Genomic DNA, 17,513 nt, shown 5'->3' on the forward strand with positions numbered 1-17,513 from the left:
GTTCATCGCCAGGATTGACTTGGCTCCGCAACCACTCAGCCTCAGGAGGCACAAACATGCTCCTCGAAAAAACTTTTGTTGACACCATCACCTATCGCCCCGGCGTCGTGATCCTCTACCCCGGCAAGTCCGAAATGCTTTACCGCGTGGCCAGCGGCCTCGTCCGAATCCACACCATGGACGATGACGGCAATGGCCTGACCCTGCGCTACGTCAAGCCTGGCCAGTATTTTGGTGAAGAAGCCCTGGCCGGTTCAGACCGCCAGTACTTCGCTGAAGCTGTGACCGACAGCACCGTGGACGTGATCAATCCCGCGCTGATGAGCAACGAGGACAATCTGGAAGTCACCACCCACCTCGTCCGCACGCTCGAACGCGCTTACGAAAGCATTTACCGCCTCGTGGGCAAGCGCCTGCGGGCACGCATCGCCGGCGAACTCTTGGAACTCAAGGACACGGCACTGGCCAGCCAACTCGATAGCGGCGAAACCATGATCTACGCCACCCATGACGAACTGGCCGCCGCAGTCGGCAGCGTGCGCGAAACCGTCACCAAAGTGGTCGGCGAACTCAGCCGCGACGGCGTGATCAGCGCGGGCTACGGCAAAATCACCCTGCGTGACGAAAAAGCGCTGGCCCGCATCTCCGCCGAGTAATCGACAAGCCGTAAAAATCAGTAAGAAAACCGCCTCCGAATGTGGGGCGGTTTTTTTGTGGTTGGTAAACGGGGACGAAATTGGTTTTCAGATCTTGAAACAAGCCACCATTCCCCTCCCCACTCTGCGCCATCCTGAAGCGTGTCTCGCCGTCTACCCCACCCGGATTGGCCGCCGCCCACCGACGCGCCGCGCTGCGGCCTATGCCAGCGGCAGACCCCCAGCCTGACCGAGCACCACCTGATTCCCAAATCCCAGGGACGGCGGCGCGGCGTCAAAATCCACGCCCTGCCCACTGCGATGCTGTGTGGAGCTTGCCACAAGTTCCTGCACAAGACCTTCAGCAACGCCGAGTTGGCTGGAGAACTCGACTCAGTGGACGCGCTGCTGGAGCAGGAGAGTGTGCAGAGGTTCGTGGCTTGGCTGAGCAAGCAGCCCGCGACGAAGGGAGTGAAGGTGAGATAGCGCTTAAGCGTCGACTCCCACCGCTTCGCTGATGTGCGTCAAGCCGTCGCGGCGCAGCAGCCCTAGCAGCCCGGTATTGAGGCGGCTGGGCAGCGCTGGCCCTTCGTAGATCAGGGCGGTGTAGACCTCCACCAAGCTGGCTCCGGCACGAATTTTGGCGTAAGCATCCTCAGCCGTGAACACGCCGCCCACGCCGACAATTGGCAGAGTTCCACCCGTTTGTCGGTAAGCCTGCTTGACCAGTTCGGTACTGCGCCGGGTCAGCGGTTTGCCGCTCAGGCCACCGATTTCGCTTTTGCTGGAATGGCTCAGTCCCTCACGGCTCAGGGTGGTGTTGGAGAGGATCAGGCCTGAGGCTCCCGCCCGCTCTACGGCGTCCACGCTGGCTTCAAAGTCGCGCTCATCCAAATCGGGGGACAGCTTGACCAAAATGGGCAACTTGGGTTTTAAGGTCTTGAGGCGCTGCTCCTCGGCCATGTCCAGCACCGCCGACACCAAAGTGTGAAGCTCGCCCGCATGTTGCAGCGCCCGTAGGCCCGGCGTGTTGGGGCTGCTGACATTGATGACGAAGCCGTCGGCCACACCGTAAAGGGCACGCACAGCGGCGCGGTAATCGTCCGCCGCCTGTTCGTTGAGCGTGTCTTTATTCTTGCCGATATTGGCCCAAATCGGCACGGCGTGGCGGCCTCGCAGGCGGCGCTCCAGCGTCTCCAGGCCAAGATTGTTAAAGCCCATCCGGTTGATCAGCGCTTCATCGCTCGGCAAACGGAACAAACGTGGCTGCTCGTTGCCCATCTGAGGACGCGGGGTCACGGTTCCAACTTCCAAGAAGCCAAAGCCCAGATTGGAAAACAAGCCCACTGCCTCAGCGTTTTTGTCTAGCCCCGCCGCCAATCCGATGGGCGAAGCGAAGGAGAGGCCCCACAGGTTTTGGCTCAGCTGGCCCGCAACAGGGCGCGTAAGTGCGCCGAGCAGCGCTGGCAAGGCCGGAACATGCCCCGCGACCGCGCAGGCGGTCATGGTCAGGTGGTGGGCTTGTTCGGCGTCTAATTGAAAAAGAAGCGGTTTGAGGCGAGCGTACATACCGAGCAGGATAACGCGGCTCGGCTGCCTACTTTGCCCTTCAGTTCCCTACAGGTGTGGCGGCAAGGCCCCGAACTGCACCAGTTGCCCGTGCTGGGCCTGCACTTCTTCGGCCATCAAATCGGCCAAGCTGGCATTGCCCAGAACGCCGCGAATGGCGTTGTCGACCCGCCGCCACAGCCCCTCAGTGGAGCAGCCGCCGGTGCGGTCACACGAATGCTCGTCTTCCACGCAGGCCACCGGCGCGATGCTGCCCTCCATCGCCACCACCACGTCCCAAGCGCTGATCTGCTGCGGCGGGCGCGACAGGATGTACCCGCCGTGAGCGCCGCGCACGCTGCGAATAAAGCCGGCGCGGCGCAAGTTGGCGGCGATTTGCTCGAGGTAATGCTGGCTGATGCCCTGACGGTCCGAGACATCTTTGAGCGGCACCGCTGCGCCAGGACGCTGGCCGATGTCGATGAGTGCGCGGAGGCCGTACTGAGCTTTGGTCGAAACCCACATGCAGCCATTCTACTCCCAAAACCCGTACAGGTAATGTGGGATTAGAAGAGGGAGCAGGCGTAGAAAAACGAAACCGAAAATTACTTCTTAGGCGTCCACTTTTTGCGCCCTGTTTCAGGCTGGGTGACGGCGTCGGGCTGGGCCAAATTTTCGGCGGCTTTAGCTTGAACGGGTTCAATGTTCACCGTCTGCGTTGGCGCTGATGTGGCCTCCACTTTGGCTTTTGGCTGCCACTTGGGGCGCTCAGCGGGGGCGGCCTCCGGGCTGAGCTGCACAGGTTCCGCTTGAGCGGCTGGCGTAGGAGCAACTTTAAGTTCGCTGACCTCGGGCGCGGGCGCTTTGGCAGTAGCGGGCTTCCATTTGGGGCGCTCTGCATTTTGGGCAGGGGCTTCAACTGGGGGAGTTGTTTCCGCTTGGAGAGCCATTTCAATTTGAGCAGGCTCAACCTCTGTTGCAACTGCCTCGACTTTGGGTTTATTGGCTTGCCATTTGGGGCGCTCGGTGGGAGTGGGCACTGGTGATCTCCCCGCCTCTCCCCCAGTTTGAGCAGGCTCGACTTTGGCCTGAGCGGGTTTCCATTTGGGACGCTCGGCAGCGGATGAAGTTGGTTCTGTTTCAGCCACAGGCGCGGCGCTTACGTCATCTTGTGAAGCCTCGCCCCACTTTTTGCGGACGGGAGCCGCTTCAGTACTGAGCGCGGCGGGTTCACTGGGCGGCAGCTCAACGCTGATGTCGTCTTGCTGGCCCCACTTTTTGCGGGTCGGCGCAGGCTCGGCCCTGCTCACCGGCTCAGCTTCAACCGGCGCGACTTCAGCGCTCACGTCGTCTTTTTGGCTCCATTTCTTGCGGGTAGGTGCGGGCTGGGCGGGTTCTTCCGGCTGCTCGTTAATCACTTCGGAGGCCGTCTCCCCCACCACCGCTTCCGGCGCGTCGGCACTGATCTCGCCGTGTCCTTCAGCGACGGGAAGCTCGGCAATCGGCACGGCCACTGGCTCAGCGGCGGGGGCAGGCGCGACTTCTTGCCACTCGCCCGCCGCCCGCTGCACGCTTTCCAGCAGGAGTTCGGCCACGTCCTTGATTACGATGTCGTCGCGGCCCTGCTTGGTGGGAGTGCTCGCCAGCATGGATTTGCAAAAGGGACAGCCCACCGCCAGCACTTTGCCTTCCTTGGCGGCGGCAGTTGCACAGTCCAAGCGGTTCTGAATTTCCTCGAAGCGGTTGTCGGAGATGCGCTGCTCGCCTGCTTCCTCTTCCTTCCAAAACTGCGCTCCGCCCGCGCCGCAGCAGAACGAATTCTCACGGCTGCGCTCCAGCTCCAAAAGTTCGATGCCCATGCTCTGAATGACGTGGCGCGGCGCGTCGTAGACCCCGTTGTGGCGGCCTAGATAACAGGGATCGTGGTACGTCACCGAAGCAGAGAGCGGCGCGGTTTGGAGCTGCCCGCCCGCCACCAATGTTTCTAAATACTCGGTGTGGTGCATGGTCTGGTAATGTCCGCCGAGCTGCGGGTATTCGTTGCCGATGATGTTCATGCAGTGCGGGCAGGTCGCCACGATCAGCTTGGGCCGCACCTGATTGAGCGTCTGAATATTTTCCTCGGCCAGCGTCTGATACAGAAACTCGTTTCCGGCGCGGCGGGCGCTGTCGCCGGTACAGGCTTCTTTTTTGCCCAGCACCGAGTAATTCACCCCGGCTTTGTCGAGGAGTTGCACAAAGCTGCGGGCCACTTTCTGAGCGCCTGGATCGTAGCTGGCCGCGCAGCCCACCCAGTAGATGATGTCGGGTTCGGGGTTTTCGTCGATGGTCGGCACTTTCAGGCCGTCGGCCCACTCGAAGCGCTTGTCCCGCGACAGACCCCAGGGGTTTTGCGCCCGCTCCATGCCCCGGAAGGCACTTTGAAGCTGCGGCGGGAACTCGCCCGCGACCATCACTTGATGGCGGCGAATATCGATGATGTCGAGCATCTGTTCGTCCTGAACCGGGCAAACTTGCATACAAGCGCCGCAAGTGGTGCAGGCCCAGACCGCCTCTTCACTGATGGCAAACTCAAGCATCGGCAGCTCAGTCAGGCCGCCCTGCTCAAAGCTGGCGGTTTTAATCGTGAAGGGACTGGGATGCGAAGCAATTTCATTGAGCTGCATCCGTTTGTTGATTTCCAGTGCCGCCGGACTCAGCGCCTTGCCTGTGGCATTGGCCGGACAAACATCCTGACAGCGGTTGCACTGAATACAGGCGTAAGCATCTAACAAACGCGGCCATTCCAAGTCTTCTAACTTTTCTACGCCGATTTTGGGATCTTCACTTTCCATCGCCGCTTCTAAACCTTTCATCGGCGGCAAAGTGCCGGAGTTGGCAGTGCGCTTGAAAGCGTAGTTGAGCGGAGCCATGAAGATGTGAATATGCTTGGTGTAGGGAAAGTAGGCCAAAAAGGCCAACACTGAGCCGAGCGCTCCCCAGTAGCCGAAGACCCGCCAGTTGTAGAGCGCCGAATCAGAAGCGCCGCCGAACAGTGTGCTGCCAACCAAGCTTGAAAACGGCTGCCAAACGTCACCGCCTTCCAGTTCTAATTTAGCACCCTGACCCAGAATACGGCTGCCGACGTGAAAACAAATAAAAGCACTGACAATTAAAGAATCGCGCAGAATATAATTGTTTTTGACCAATGGATGAAGCAGGCTTTTACCATTAAACCGGAAGTCGCGCTTGGAAGGCAAGAAAAGACGGCGCACCACCAAGCCGACGACGCCCAGTAGAACAAGGAAGCTCAGAATATCCGCCAGCGAATTGTAAACTTTGCCCCAGACATGGTTGGACGTAATCACAAAATGGAAATAGCCTTCCAGACCGTCCACCAGATTGACCAGCAGGTAATAAGCGAAGCCGTAGAAAATAAAAGCGTGAAAGATACTGATGGTGCTGCGGCGGCGAAAGGTGCGCTCCTGGGTCAGTGCCACCACCAGCGCCGAGACGATTCGCCCGCCCAGCACGTCAAAGCGCGTTTCGGAAGCGGGAGCGCCGCGCCGAATTCGCAGATAAAGTCGGTAAAAGCCCCAAGCGCCGAGACCCCCAAAGACGAGCGCGAACACAAAAAACAAAATCTTAGAACTGAGCGGCAGCACGGGTAAACCTCCGAGGCAAACGGGAACGGGAAGGAGAGTGAAGTCAATTTGAACTGAGTTAAAGTATAGCGGCTAGAGGGTTTGGACTTTTGAGTGTTGGCACGGTGTTTGGACGTTGCCACCGTGAACGAAATGAAGCGGCCCGTCATGGAGCAGGCGGCGGCGCAAGGACGCCCAACTCTAAAGCACTTTTCTGACCCCGCCTTATGACTTGCGGCCTCACTGCCCTTTTGCCGCAACCCGCAGGCGCTAAGCTCGTACCTGACTTTGTGGCCCGCGACAGTGAGCCGCGCACCGGAGGAACTTCTTTGTCCCTGACCCCTGTTGAATTGCAACGCTACTTATCGGCCATCGTCGAGCAAAATCTGCCGCTGTCCACCATGATCTGGGGGCCGCCCGGCGTGGGCAAATCCAGCATCGTGGCGCAAATCGCCGCCGCCAACGACCTCGAATTCGTGGACGTGCGCTTATCGCAACTCGCGCCCACCGATCTGCGCGGCTTGCCGGTGGCCGAGCACGGCATCTCACGCTGGTATCCGCCGGAATTTTTACCGACCGGCGGACGCGGGATTCTCTTTTTGGACGAAGTCAACATGGCCCCGCCCACCATGCAGGGGATGGCCCAGCAACTCATTTTGGACAGGAAAGTGGGCAGCTACGAATTGCCGCCGCACTGGTTTGTCTGGGCGGCAGGCAACCGCAAAGAAGACCGCGCCAGCGTGTTTGATATGCCCGCGCCGCTGGCCAACCGCTTCCTGCATTTGACGGTTCGCAGCGACTTTGATTCGTGGCGCAGTTACGCGCTGGGCCGCGACCTCCACGAACAGATCATCGCCTTTTTGACTTTCCGGCCCGAACTGCTGCACCGCCTCGACCCCACCCAACCGGCTTGGCCCAGTCCCCGCGCCTGGGAAATGGCCTCGGCTTTGTGGCGCGGCAAGCTGGACGTCGCTCCAGCAGTGGGTGAAGCGGCGGGCGCAGAGTTCGTGGCCTTCGTGCGCCTCTACGAGCAGCTTCCCGACTTGGGCGACGTGCTCGACGGCGGCGGGCTGGGCCTGAGACTGCCGCCGGAACCGAGCGTGCGCTACGCGGCGGTGGTGGGATTGGCTGCACGCGCCAGGGACGCTACCCAGGCTTACAACGCCTTTCGCTGGCTGGCGGCGGGCGCGGGGCCGGAGTGGTTGCAACTTTACGTGGCGACCCTCGTGAGCAAATTTCAGGCGCAGGGCCACCTGGCCGACCTGGTGGAACTGATGCAGCGCGACCCCGAACTCGCCGATTTAGTGGGAAACGCGGCTGAACTGGCGGAAGCGTGAGTGGAGTCGCCTTCAGAGCAACTTCCCCACTCCCTCACCTGCCCCCTGCCCATGTCTGATCCCCAGTTCGAGCGCCTCGTCTCCGGCTCGCGGCTGAGGCTACGCGGCAAGAGCGCTTTTTTTGCCACTTTGCTGCTGCACGCCGACATCGTACCGAGCCGCGAGGTGCTGCTGGCCGGAACCGACGGCGAACGGGTCTATGTCAACCCCGAAAACGCCGCCACCCTCACGCCCGACAGCTTTGACGGTTTGCTGCTGCACGAAGTTCTTCACGCGGCCCTGTCTCACGTGCCGAGGCGCGGCCCCCGCGAAAAAAAGAAATGGAACCGCGCCGCCAACCTGATCGTCAACGGGATGGTGGCGCAGGCGGGCTTGCCCATCCCGCCGGACGCGCCGCGCGACGGCCACATGGAGCAGCTCAGCGTGGAGGAGGTTTATACCGCGCTGGGTGAAGGTGAGGGCGAAGACGGCGAGGGCAACAGCGGCAGCAGTGATGGGGACGACGATTTGATGGACGGCCCGCCCAGCGACGCCCCGCCCAAAGGCCAGCGTTCTGGCGACGACGCCAAGCGGCAATGGGGACAGGCGCTGGCTCAGGCCCGTAGCGTGGAAGCCATGCTCGGCAAAGGCGACGACCCACTGGGCCTGCACCGTGAGCTGCGCCGCCTGGAACCCGCCAGACTCGACTGGAAATCGCAACTCTGGCGTTTTCTGGCCCGCACCCCGGTGGATTTTGGCGGCTTTGATCGGCGCTTTATCGGACGCGGGATGTACCTGGAGGCGCTGGACGACGAAAGTTTGCGTGCCTTGATCGCAGTAGACACGTCCGGCAGCGTGGACGACGAGGCGGTGCGGGCGCTGATTGGCGAAGTGCAGGGCGTTCTGGGCGCGTATCCGCACGTTCAGGCCACGCTGTACTACGCCGACACCGAAGCCTACGGCCCTTACGAGCTGCGGGCAGGTGACGAGGTTCCCACGCCCCAGGGTGGCGGCGGCACCGACTTTAGGCCGGTCTTCAAGGCCGCCGAAACTGCCGAGCCGGACGTGATTATTTACCTGACCGACGGTTACGGCGACTTCCCGACAGCCGCCCCCCGCGTGCCGACCCTGTGGGTGGTGCCAGCGGGCGGCTTGGAGGATAACGGCTTTCCGTTCGGGGACGTGCTGAGGTTAGAAGACGGGCAATAATGTGGGGCTAAAAGCGAACAGCCGCAGTCATGAGACAAAGAGCCGGACATGAATGCTCTGAACCTCACAGAAATGGAGGACGGCACAGACAGAAAGGAACTGACCTGAAGCGCTTTATTCCACAAAACTCGGTAAGCTTTTCTTGAGATTGAACACCACCAACTGCAACTGATCGGGTAAATCACGGCCAAGTACCGGCAGCGATAGGCCGTAGCTCTCGGCCAGCCCCTGCACATCTTGAGAGGTAAGCAGCACGGGCAAGACAATATCCGTTCGCTGAAACGGCCAGTCCGTTAAGAGCCGCGTGATCACTTCTTCGGCACCTAAACGCTCAGCCGCTGGTTCAGCCAACGCCCAAAACGAGGCGAGATGCTGACTACCTTGCACGGCCACCATCAATTGCCCGCCCACCTTGAGAACGCGCCAAGCCTCTGCGAGTGCCCGCGCCGGATCCGTGACATGCAGCAACACGCGAATCAGCAGCGCCGCGTTGAACTGGGCGCTGGGGAAGGGCAAGTTTTCAGCGTGGCCGGCTATTTGCCCCGGTCTCGGTACAGGGTCGAGACTGATCAGCAGACCGCTGTGCCCACGCTGGCGCAAACGCTCAAGGAGTTGGCCCTCCCCCGCGCCGATATCCAGAATGGCGGCGGTGTTCGGAAGCGCAAAAGCGCCCAACAACGGGTCAAGCGGCCAAGCCAAGGCGGCCAGCCGCGAGAGCCGGGCGTCACGGCGGCTGAGCTCACTCACCGCTTTAGCTTAGGACGAGCAGCAAAAAAGAGCGCCGAAGCGCCCTCTCCTGTTACCTCATTGACCTCACACAGACCCAAATAGTGATGAACAAGCCCAAAATCTTACATGTCCATACGGGTTTTGAGGAAATTGGTCATCACTGCGCCGCGCTTGTAAAAGGGATTGTCCATAATGCGGATGTACAGCGGAATGGTGGTTTTGGGGCCGCCGATCACCGCTTCTTGCAGGGCGCGTCTCATGCGGGCGATGGCCTGATCGCGGCTCTCGTGCCAGACGATCAGCTTGCCAATCAGCGAATCGTAATGCGGCGGAATGCTGTAGCCCTCATACACGTGGCTGTCGACGCGCACGCCGGGGCCGCCAGGAAAATAGACTTCCTGAATTTTGCCCGCCGCTGGCCGGAAATCCTTGTCGGGGTCTTCGGCGTTGAGGCGGCACTCGATCGAGTGGCCGCGCAACACGATGTCCTCTTGCTGAAGGGGCAAGCCTTCCCCCGCAGCGATTTGAAGCTGCATTTTTACGAAATCGAGCCCCGAAATCATTTCCGAAACGCAGTGTTCGACCTGAATGCGGGTGTTCATTTCCATGAAGTAAAAGCCGCCGTCGCGGTCAACGATAAATTCCAGCGTCCCGGCTCCGGCGTAGTTGACATGCTTGGCCAGCCGCACGCCCGCGTCCAGAATTTCCTGGCGCAGCGAAGCGGGCAAGTTACTGGGCGCTTCTTCGATCAATTTTTGGTTGCGGCGCTGAATCGAGCAGTCGCGCTCGCCGATGTGGATGACGTGGCCCTGCCCGTCGCCCATCACCTGCACCTCAATGTGCCGGAACTCCTCCAGGAACTTTTCCATGATGAGGTCGGGGTCGCTGAAATACAGCCGCGCTTCTTCCTGCGCCTGCGCGAAGCCTTTTTTGAGTTCGTCTTGCGTGCGAATGATCTTCTGGCCGCGCCCGCCGCCGCCCGCGCTGGCCTTGAGCAGCACCGGATAGCCGATCTGCTTGGCGGCCAGAACAGCGGCGTCCAAGTCCGCCAGAATGCCGGTGCCGGGAACGACAGGCACGTTGCTGAGCGCGGCGATTTCGCGCCCGCCCGCTTTTGATCCCAGCGCCCGCATACTTTCCGGCGTCGGGCCAATAAAAACGATGCCGTGTTCGCGGCACATCTCGGCGAAGTCGGGGTTCTCGGCCATAAAGCCGTAACCGGGATGAATGGCTTCCGCGCCGGTCATCAGCGCCGCCGAGAGGATATTGGGAATGTTGAGGTACGAAGCGGAGCTGGCCGCCGGGCCGACGCACACCGATTCGTCGGCCAGCAGCACCGGCAAGCTGGATTCGTCGGCCTGCGAATAAACGACCACCGTCTGAATGCCCATTTCCCGCGCCGTTCGCATGATTCTCAGGGCAATTTCGCCACGGTTGGCGATGAGTATTTTTTTGAACATGCAGTGTCCTTCAAAACATAAAGAAGAAGCGCTGAGCAACAAGCGCTTTAAACTGATCGCCGAAGCCGGAACTCAGCTTGTTTCAGACCCTAGCTCACTCGATCAAAAACAGCGTTTGCCCGTATTCCACCGGCTCGGCGTTCTTCACGAGGATTTCGCGCACCACGCCGCCGGTCTCGGCTTCGATTTCGTTCATCAGCTTCATGGCTTCGATGATGCACAGGATTTGTCCGGCGGCCACCGTATCGCCCACTTTGACGTAGGCGGCAGCGTCGGGGCTAGAGCTGGCGTAAAAGGTGCCGACAATCGGAGCCTTGAGCGGGGTGCCGACAGCGGCAGCTTTGGCAGGCGCGGGAGCAGTTTCGGGAGCAGCGGCAGGAGCGCTGGCCGTACTGGCGACAGGCGACTCGGCAGCCACTGGGGCAGCGGAGGCAGCCGGAGCGGCGGGTTGAGGCGCAGCCGAGTGAGCTGCGGGCAAATTGGCCGACGCGCCACTCATGGCCTGCGGGCCGCGCCGGAGGCTCAGATCGAATTCTCCTGTCTTGAGGGCAAATTCGCGGACATCGGCTTGACTCAGGGCGTCTAAAATCTTTTTCAGGTCGTCAGGGTTCATAAGCTCTTTTCCCTCCAAGGACTGCGCCGCATCCGGCATGAATTCCAGCGGCGCGGTGAGCGGGCGTGAGCAGTCTGTATTGCGAGTTCAATTGTAAGGGCTACCGGCACTCAGAAGCGTACGGGCGTAGGCGCACTGGTTCGGTATAGCCGTCAAAGGGAGCACTTAGCACAAGGCGAGCGGGGCGGCCAGCACGACCACCCCGCCCGCAGTGAAGAGGCTTACGCCCGGCTGAGGTATTCGCCGGTACGGGTATCCACTTTCACCGAGGTGCCGTTTTCGACGAAGAGAGGCACCTGCACGGTCGCGCCGCTTTCGAGTTTGGCGGGTTTGGTGCCGCCCGAAACAGTATCGCCGCGCACGCCAGGATCGGTTTCGACAATTTGCAAGATGACTTGGTTGGGCAAGGTGATTTTGAGCGGCTTTTCACCGTACATAGTCACTTCCATCTCCATGTTCTCTTTCATGAACTTGGCGGCGTCACCGGCCAGCACAGGCGACAAATGGATTTGCTCGAAGGTTTCCATGTCCATGAACATGTAATCTTGGCCGTCTTTGTAGAGATACTGCATCGGCTTACCTTCCACATAGATGTCCTGCAGCTTTTCAGTGCTGTTGAAGGTGCGGTCAACAATGCTGCCCGTTTCCATATTGCGGAACTTGGTCACGACTTTCGCGCCGCCGCGCCCCATCTTGAGGTGCGAGTAATCGAGGCACTCCCACAAGCCGCCGTCCATTTCCACTTTGGTGCCGTTTCTGAGATCCGTTACGCTAATCATTTGTCTTGCTCTCCTTCAGCCGCGAACGCTTGAGCCCACTCAGGGCTGGCAGCGTCCCCCGGCAGCAGCCGGTATTCTAACTTGCTCGGGCAAGGCGAGGCAAGGATACAGGCTACGCAAAGACCGAGCGATGCAGAAACTGGACTAAGCACAAACCGGGCCACGCTTCAGCGCAGTCCACCTTCACGGGGTAAATCGTCACGCGGCAACTCGTCACGCCGCAGGTGTTCGAGGTAACGCAGCAAAGCGGCCAAGTCCCCGAAGAGCAGTTTTTCTTCGGTGCGGACATTTTGCAAACTGATCTGCCACTGTCCGGCGACCCAAATCAGCCGCAGCACATAAGCAAGGCGTGTTGGTCGGGGCAGTGAAGGCATGACCCAGCCTAAACGGGCCGCGTCTCAGGCGCGTCTCAAGGGTCAGGGCCGGTGTAGCAAGGCCGCCGCGATTTGATCCGACAAGCGCTGGGCATGCTCAAGCTCAAATTGAAGCTCGGCGGCGCGGGCCAGCCCAACGTCTGCCCGGCTGTGCGGGCCTGCCAAATGTACTCGACCCGATACCAGATATAGCGCCGCATAAGCGCGGTGATAAAACATCCGGGCCATTAGAGGCGTGTCCGCGCCCAGCGAGTAAGCGCTCAGCAGCGCCCGCGCCTGCACGTCGCGGCCTTGGAAAGCCAGCACCGCAGCGTAGACGCAGCCCACGTACATCTGCCGAAAAGGGTCGCCCACCGCCTGCATCAGCTCGTGGGCCTCACGCAAAAGAGCCAAGACCGCATCCCAGTCGCCGCTCACAAAGTGGATTCCCGCTTGGCGGTGCAGCACGTCGGCCAAGTAAGTATTTGAATTGATCTGCCGGGCGAGGGCGGCAGCCTGCGCCAAGTGCTGCTGAGCTTCAGGCAAGCGGCCAGCGTAGAGTTCAAGTAGGCCCATATTGGAATGGCCGAGCGTCAGGGCGTGCAGGTTGCTTGTGCGCTCAAGGCTGGCAGTCAGCGCTGCGCGGCCTGCGGCAAGGTCGCCCAAAAAGACGTGGCACAGTCCCAAGTCCGCCTCCAAGGTCTGAACATGGGCCAGTTCAGGAAACCGCTTAAGCAAAGCCGCCAAAGTTTGAGCGGCGCGGCGGTAGCGCCCCGCGTAGAAATCCAAATGCGCTTGATAGACCCTGAGCATGGGCCAGAGCGCAGCTTCAGCCGCCAAAAGACGCTGCACCTCGCTAAACGCGCCGCCCCGAAAGCCGGTTTCGATGCGCTGCTCGGTCAAAGATTGGGCGAGCAGCGTCGGCAAGCGCTGGCCTACGGTTTCGAGTATCGCAGCTTGCTCGGTAGCAGCGTTCAGCCACTGCCGCGCTTGGGGAACGTCTCCCCGGTAAAGTGCCAGCTCCGATAAACCGATCTGGGCCTCAAGCTTGAGGAGGGCGGCTTGATGCTCGCCTGCTTCTTCGGCTCCGTCTCCTTCAGCTTGGAATAGCAAGTCTATGGCAGCCAGCAACTGCTGACGGCCCTCATCCAAATTTTCCCACAGTAACAACCGGCCCAGCCGCACACGGGTTTGGCACTCGAGCGGGTAAGCGGCGGGAAACGCAGCCAGCAGGCCGCGCCAGAGTTCGGAGGCCGCCGCGTACTGCCCCCGATTTTGCAATTCCTCGGCCCAGCGCACCTTGGCGGGCCAACTGTTCTCCGGCTGCCCAGCTTGCTCCCAGTGACGGGCGACCACTGCGCTCAGATTCTCCATCTGCCACTGCGCCGGTCGCTGCTCCAACCACGCCGCCGCGCCTGCGTGCAAATACCGCCGACGTGCCGGAGAGAGCGCAGCGGAGATGGCCTGACGCAGCAGATCGTGGGCAAACGACAAGCCCAGGTCTTCGCCCGCCGCTCCCTGGTCTTGGCGCAGTAGCGCCGCTGCCTGAGCAGCTTCAACGCCGTCGAGCACCTCCAATTCGCTCAGCTGCAGCAGTGCGCTGAGCAGGGGCCGCTGCGCCGCCGCGCCCACATCGCCCAGCATACTGAGCGCTTCTAAAAGCCGCTGAACCGGCAGCGGCAAGCGCTCCAAGCGGGCCTGCACCAGTTGGCGCAACTTGGGCGGCGGCGGCAACTCGGCGTAATCCTTGGTGCGCTGATCGAGGTCGGTGTGCCAGTCATGTTGACCAAGGCGCAGCACGCCCGCTTCAAATAAAGACCGCAGCGTTTCTAGGGCGTACAGCGGATGGCCGCCGCTGTGCCGGTGCAGCCAAGCGGCGAAGTGGTGCGGCACATCTGGCCGGTCGATCAAGCTTCTGAGCCACTCGCCCAAGTCGTCTTGACTCAGCGGTTCGAGCGTGAGTTCGAGTGCTCCCGAGCGCCAAGGCCCCAGCCAGCGGCTGAGCGTGTGCTGCTCTTCTCGCCGGTAAGCAATCACCACCGAGAGGTCGGGGCGCTCACGCACATAACTCAGCCACTCCAAGGTGGCGTCGTCGGCCCACTGGGCGTCATCGAGGACTATAGGTCTGCTGTCAGCGGTCAGGGCGCGGGCCAGCGCTTCGAGGAGACGCAAGCGGGCCGTGTGCGGATCGAGCAGCGGGGGCAAGTGTGACGACAGTTCCGGCAACACCCGTGCCAAATCTTGGGTATAAGCGCCCACGTCCGGCAGCGGCTCGCGGCGCAGATGCGCGATCAGCGGATGGTAAGGCAACCCAGTCAATCCCTCCATACCACTTAAAAAGCGGGCCTGCGGCAAAGCGTCGCGCAGCAAATGGCTTTTGCCCACCCCCGCCTCACCGCTGAGCAGCACCCACCCCGGCAAAGCGGAGCGCAAGCGGGCGCGTTCGGCGGCGCGGCCCACCAGATGCGCTGAGCCTTGCAGCGAAGCGGGCAGCGGCGCAGCGCGGGGCAAGGCCTTTGCTCCCCGCCGCAGCGCTTCCACCAGTGCCCAAGTAGGCGGCAGCGGCTCAAGCTGGGTTTCTGTGAGCAGTTCCTGTGCAAAGCGGGCGTAGAGCCGCACGCCACGTTCGCGGTCTTCGAGGCTCAGGCACAGCGACAGCGCGGCCTGAAGAGTCCGTTCCGAAAGGGGTTCGCGCACAAGGCGCTGCTCCAAGCAGTCCAGCGCTTCACGGCTGCGTCCGGCGCTGCGGAGCTGATCGGCGCGGCCACTCAGCGCGTCCAAAAACACCTGCTCGATGCGGGCACGTTCTTCTTCGGCCCAGGCCGCGAGCGTGGGAAGGTGACTCAGCGGAAAGCCCGAGAGCAGCGGCGAGTGGTAAAGCGAAATCACCTGCTCGAACTCGCGCTCCTCGGCGGCCCGCTCGACCTCGGCCACGTCGGTGCGTGCGGCAAAACGCAGCCGGGAGGATTCGACCTCCACGCCCCGCGCCCAGGGCAATTTGAGCGCTCTGGAGAGATTGAGCCGCAAGTTGTGACGGGCCTGCTGCTCGCCCGCTTCGGGGAGCAGCAACTCGGCCAGCACGTCGCGGCTGACCCAGCTTCTCTGAATCACCAAGTAAAGCAGCAGCGCGGCGGGTTTGCTGGGCCGCACTTCAAAGGCCTGAGCACCGATCAGCACCTTTGGACTGCCCAACAAGCGAAATTCAAGCACGCCTTAGATTTTAGTGCTAGAGAAGCCGCGCGTGGAGAAGAGAGCAAGGTCTTCTCCACGCGCGGCGCTGGGGGCGGGGTTTATTTGCCCGTCACCTTCACCGTCCCCACCGGGAGCTGGTCCAAAACATTGGGAATCAAGGTGATGTACAGGCGTTCCAGGTCGGCGCTGGCCGGAATATTCAGCGTCACCGAAGCCGCGCCGGAGCTGGGCGTCACGTCCGCCAGCGTGGTCAGGGTGCCGCCCGCCGACTTCTCGATCAAGCGCACTTTTTTAACGTTATAGCCGAGGCTGAATGGAGCCACCAGGGTGTAGAAATTCAGGCGGCTGGCGTCCATATTGACTGTCACCTGCGTTTTGGCGGCGTTGAGATTCAGGCTCTTGATCAGCGGCGACTGCAAAGTTTGTTCTTCCAAGTTGATATCCGGCAGGCCGCCGACATTGACCCCAATCGCAAACTTGACCAGATCTTTGATAAGCGCGAACGGATCAACTTTGGCATACAGTCCCATCTTGTAGTCGCTGGGATTGCCGCTGCTGATTTGGGTCGCCAGCGGCGCGAAATCGGTGTTGATTCGGTAGCCTTCGGTAAAGCGGATCAAATCGAACGTCTTAATGGGAGTTTGAACTTCCACGCCCGCGTCCATGAAGACACCGGCCTTGAAATCGCGCAGGGTTCCGGCGAGGTCGCCTGTTCCGCCAAACGAGACTGCTCCGCGCACCGTGCCCAGGCTGCCCTGCGACAAAGTGGTGCAGCCACTCGGAGCGCGGCAATCAAAGCCCACCCGGATATTGCTGCTGACACTGCCCACTGCCGATAAAGTGCGGGTGCCCGCGCCGAAACTGCCGCCCAGGGTGACACCGGGTTTCATGCGGGCCGCGAAGCCCAGACCGAAGGCAGAAAACCCCACCCGCACGTCGTCTCTGTAGCGGCACGTCACCGATTGGTTGTTGAAATTGCCAGTGATGCTGTGGTTGCCGCTGCGAACGGTCAGCGTAGGTGTGGCGGTGAACAGCACCCTCAGCCTGCCTGCCCGCCCATCGGTGATGAAGGGAATGGCGGGCAGCGGCGTTTGCCAGATAAAGTTCCACTGCGGACTGCCGGGATTTAAGCTGAAGCTGGGCGTGCCGAGATTAAAAGCCGCGTCGGGCAGCGAGCCGTCGCAGCTAAACGGCCCCACGTTAAAGCTCAGCGGCGCAAGGTTGCCGGCCAGCGTGTTGGTGTCTTTGGGCGTGAACACGAAGGTGTCGTCGGCCTGACGAGTGATGGTGTAAGCGGCCTTGGTGGCGGCACCGAACTCCACTTCCTCGGCCTTGACTGCTATATCCTCACTGATGCTCATATCTTTGAACACGTCGCTGATCGGCACGATTTCCAGCGTGACCTCAGTGCCGCTGTCTACTGGGCGGCTGGACAGCACCTTGCCCTGCACCGTCATCCCGTTGGGCGCTTTGCTGAACCACAGTTTGCCAGCGGTGGGCGACACCTCTTTCAGCACCACCGTGTAGGTGCTGCCCACGCTAAACGGCGTCACCCCTTCGGCAAACTGCGGCGCACCGACCACTTTGCTGTCAGGAATCCTGACCACGTTGTCCGCCAAAATGGCGCTGGCCGCGATGGCCGGACTGGAGCGCACCCCGCCCGCCACCGCCACGATCTGGCTGCTGCCCACGCTTTTGGCCGCCGCCTGTCCACTGGCGTCTACAGCGATCACGTCAGGCTTACTCGACTGATAGCTGATCGGGGTATTCACGACATTGCCCTTTGCGTCGAAAGCTTGGGCAATGATCTGCTGGCCTGCTTTGCCGTTTTCAAACACCAACGACGCCGAATTGATCTCGACCCGCGCCACCGAATTGATCGGGCCAGGATTAGGACCGGGGCCGGGGCCAGGTTGAGGCTTGGGCGCAGCGGGGCCGCCGCAGGCCAGCAGCAGGGTGGGCAGCACAAACAAAAGTGACGCGAGACGTTTCATTTTCGGTTTCCCTTCCTTTCTCAAGCGCGGCGCAGTTCGGAGCCCTATGCTCCGGTAGCGAC

14 protein-coding genes are annotated in these 17,513 nt (G+C 61.3%); 4 read left to right on the top strand and 10 right to left on the bottom strand.

Annotation, left to right across the window (positions count from 1 at the left end):
- Positions 1-56 precede the first annotated feature (56 nt).
- Entirely contained in the window at positions 57-656 is a 600-nt protein-coding gene (locus FNU79_RS05775; RefSeq protein WP_143719945.1) for a helix-turn-helix domain-containing protein, read from the top strand.
- A 141-nt stretch (positions 657-797) separates the two neighbouring features.
- The gene (locus FNU79_RS05780) at positions 798-1,121 is read left to right on the top strand and encodes an HNH endonuclease (RefSeq protein ID WP_185974621.1); all 324 of its coding nucleotides are present in this window, start codon (positions 798-800) and stop codon (positions 1,119-1,121) included.
- A gap of 3 nt (positions 1,122-1,124) precedes the next feature.
- Here the strand turns inward: FNU79_RS05780 and FNU79_RS05785 are convergent, their stop codons facing one another.
- The 3 genes from FNU79_RS05785 to FNU79_RS05795 form a co-directional block, all read right to left on the bottom strand.
- Positions 1,125-2,204, bottom strand: a complete 1,080-nt coding sequence (locus tag FNU79_RS05785; protein ID WP_143719946.1) for a quinone-dependent dihydroorotate dehydrogenase — start codon at positions 2,202-2,204, stop codon at positions 1,125-1,127.
- Positions 2,205-2,252: 48 nt separating this feature from the next.
- Positions 2,253-2,708: an RrF2 family transcriptional regulator gene (locus tag FNU79_RS05790; RefSeq protein WP_124867337.1), complete on the bottom strand. Its 456-nt coding sequence runs from the start codon at positions 2,706-2,708 to the stop codon at positions 2,253-2,255.
- A gap of 80 nt (positions 2,709-2,788) precedes the next feature.
- Positions 2,789-5,827 carry a (Fe-S)-binding protein gene (locus tag FNU79_RS05795; RefSeq protein ID WP_143719947.1) on the bottom strand — a complete coding sequence of 1,013 codons (3,039 nt, stop codon included), beginning with the start codon at positions 5,825-5,827 and terminating at the stop codon, positions 2,789-2,791.
- A 308-nt stretch (positions 5,828-6,135) separates the two neighbouring features.
- Between FNU79_RS05795 and FNU79_RS05800 the strand changes: the two genes are divergently transcribed.
- Entirely contained in the window at positions 6,136-7,143 is a 1,008-nt protein-coding gene (locus FNU79_RS05800) for an ATP-binding protein (protein ID WP_143719948.1), read from the top strand.
- Between the two features lie 51 nt (positions 7,144-7,194).
- Positions 7,195-8,331: a vWA domain-containing protein gene (locus tag FNU79_RS05805; RefSeq protein ID WP_143719949.1), complete on the top strand. Its 1,137-nt coding sequence runs from the start codon at positions 7,195-7,197 to the stop codon at positions 8,329-8,331.
- 114 nt (positions 8,332-8,445) lie between these two features.
- Here FNU79_RS05805 and FNU79_RS05810 read toward each other — a convergent pair whose 3' ends face one another.
- The 7 genes from FNU79_RS05810 to FNU79_RS05840 all read right to left on the bottom strand — a co-directional run bounded on the left by FNU79_RS05810 (position 8,446) and on the right by FNU79_RS05840 (position 17,451).
- Entirely contained in the window at positions 8,446-9,078 is a 633-nt protein-coding gene (locus FNU79_RS05810; protein WP_143719950.1) for a class I SAM-dependent methyltransferase, read from the bottom strand.
- 104 nt (positions 9,079-9,182) lie between these two features.
- Positions 9,183-10,520 (bottom strand): acetyl-CoA carboxylase biotin carboxylase subunit, encoded by a 1,338-nt coding sequence (gene accC / locus FNU79_RS05815; protein WP_124867333.1) that lies wholly within the window; start codon positions 10,518-10,520, stop codon positions 9,183-9,185.
- 94 nt (positions 10,521-10,614) lie between these two features.
- On the bottom strand, positions 10,615-11,133 hold the full coding sequence (gene accB, locus FNU79_RS05820) for an acetyl-CoA carboxylase biotin carboxyl carrier protein (RefSeq protein WP_143719951.1): 519 nt from the start codon (positions 11,131-11,133) through the stop codon (positions 10,615-10,617).
- A 221-nt stretch (positions 11,134-11,354) separates the two neighbouring features.
- Positions 11,355-11,912, bottom strand: coding sequence for an elongation factor P (efp, locus tag FNU79_RS05825; protein WP_143719952.1), 558 nt, complete (start codon positions 11,910-11,912; stop codon positions 11,355-11,357).
- Positions 11,913-12,079: 167 nt separating this feature from the next.
- Positions 12,080-12,286: a hypothetical protein gene (locus FNU79_RS05830; RefSeq protein ID WP_143719953.1), complete on the bottom strand. Its 207-nt coding sequence runs from the start codon at positions 12,284-12,286 to the stop codon at positions 12,080-12,082.
- A gap of 42 nt (positions 12,287-12,328) precedes the next feature.
- Positions 12,329-15,475, bottom strand: coding sequence for an ATP-binding protein (locus FNU79_RS05835; protein WP_143719954.1), 3,147 nt, complete (start codon positions 15,473-15,475; stop codon positions 12,329-12,331).
- Between the two features lie 80 nt (positions 15,476-15,555).
- Entirely contained in the window at positions 15,556-17,451 is a 1,896-nt protein-coding gene (locus tag FNU79_RS05840) for a hypothetical protein (protein ID WP_143719955.1), read from the bottom strand.
- Positions 17,452-17,513: the final 62 nt, after the last annotated feature.

This window comes from Deinococcus detaillensis, assembly GCF_007280555.1.
In the GTDB taxonomy this organism is placed as follows: Bacteria; Deinococcota; Deinococci; order Deinococcales; family Deinococcaceae; genus Deinococcus; species Deinococcus detaillensis.

Coding starts and splice junctions, on each gene's coding strand:
- FNU79_RS05775 (WP_143719945.1), top strand. CDS start 57: ATGCTCCTCGAAAAAACTTTTGTTGACACCATCACCTATCGCCCCGGC.
- FNU79_RS05785 (WP_143719946.1), bottom strand. CDS start 2,204: ATGTACGCTCGCCTCAAACCGCTTCTTTTTCAATTAGACGCCGAACAA.
- FNU79_RS05790 (WP_124867337.1), bottom strand. CDS start 2,708: ATGTGGGTTTCGACCAAAGCTCAGTACGGCCTCCGCGCACTCATCGAC.
- FNU79_RS05805 (WP_143719949.1), top strand. CDS start 7,195: ATGTCTGATCCCCAGTTCGAGCGCCTCGTCTCCGGCTCGCGGCTGAGG.
- accC (WP_124867333.1), bottom strand. CDS start 10,520: ATGTTCAAAAAAATACTCATCGCCAACCGTGGCGAAATTGCCCTGAGA.
- accB (WP_143719951.1), bottom strand. CDS start 11,133: ATGAACCCTGACGACCTGAAAAAGATTTTAGACGCCCTGAGTCAAGCC.
- efp (WP_143719952.1), bottom strand. CDS start 11,912: ATGATTAGCGTAACGGATCTCAGAAACGGCACCAAAGTGGAAATGGAC.
- FNU79_RS05830 (WP_143719953.1), bottom strand. CDS start 12,286: ATGCCTTCACTGCCCCGACCAACACGCCTTGCTTATGTGCTGCGGCTG.
- FNU79_RS05840 (WP_143719955.1), bottom strand. CDS start 17,451: ATGAAACGTCTCGCGTCACTTTTGTTTGTGCTGCCCACCCTGCTGCTG.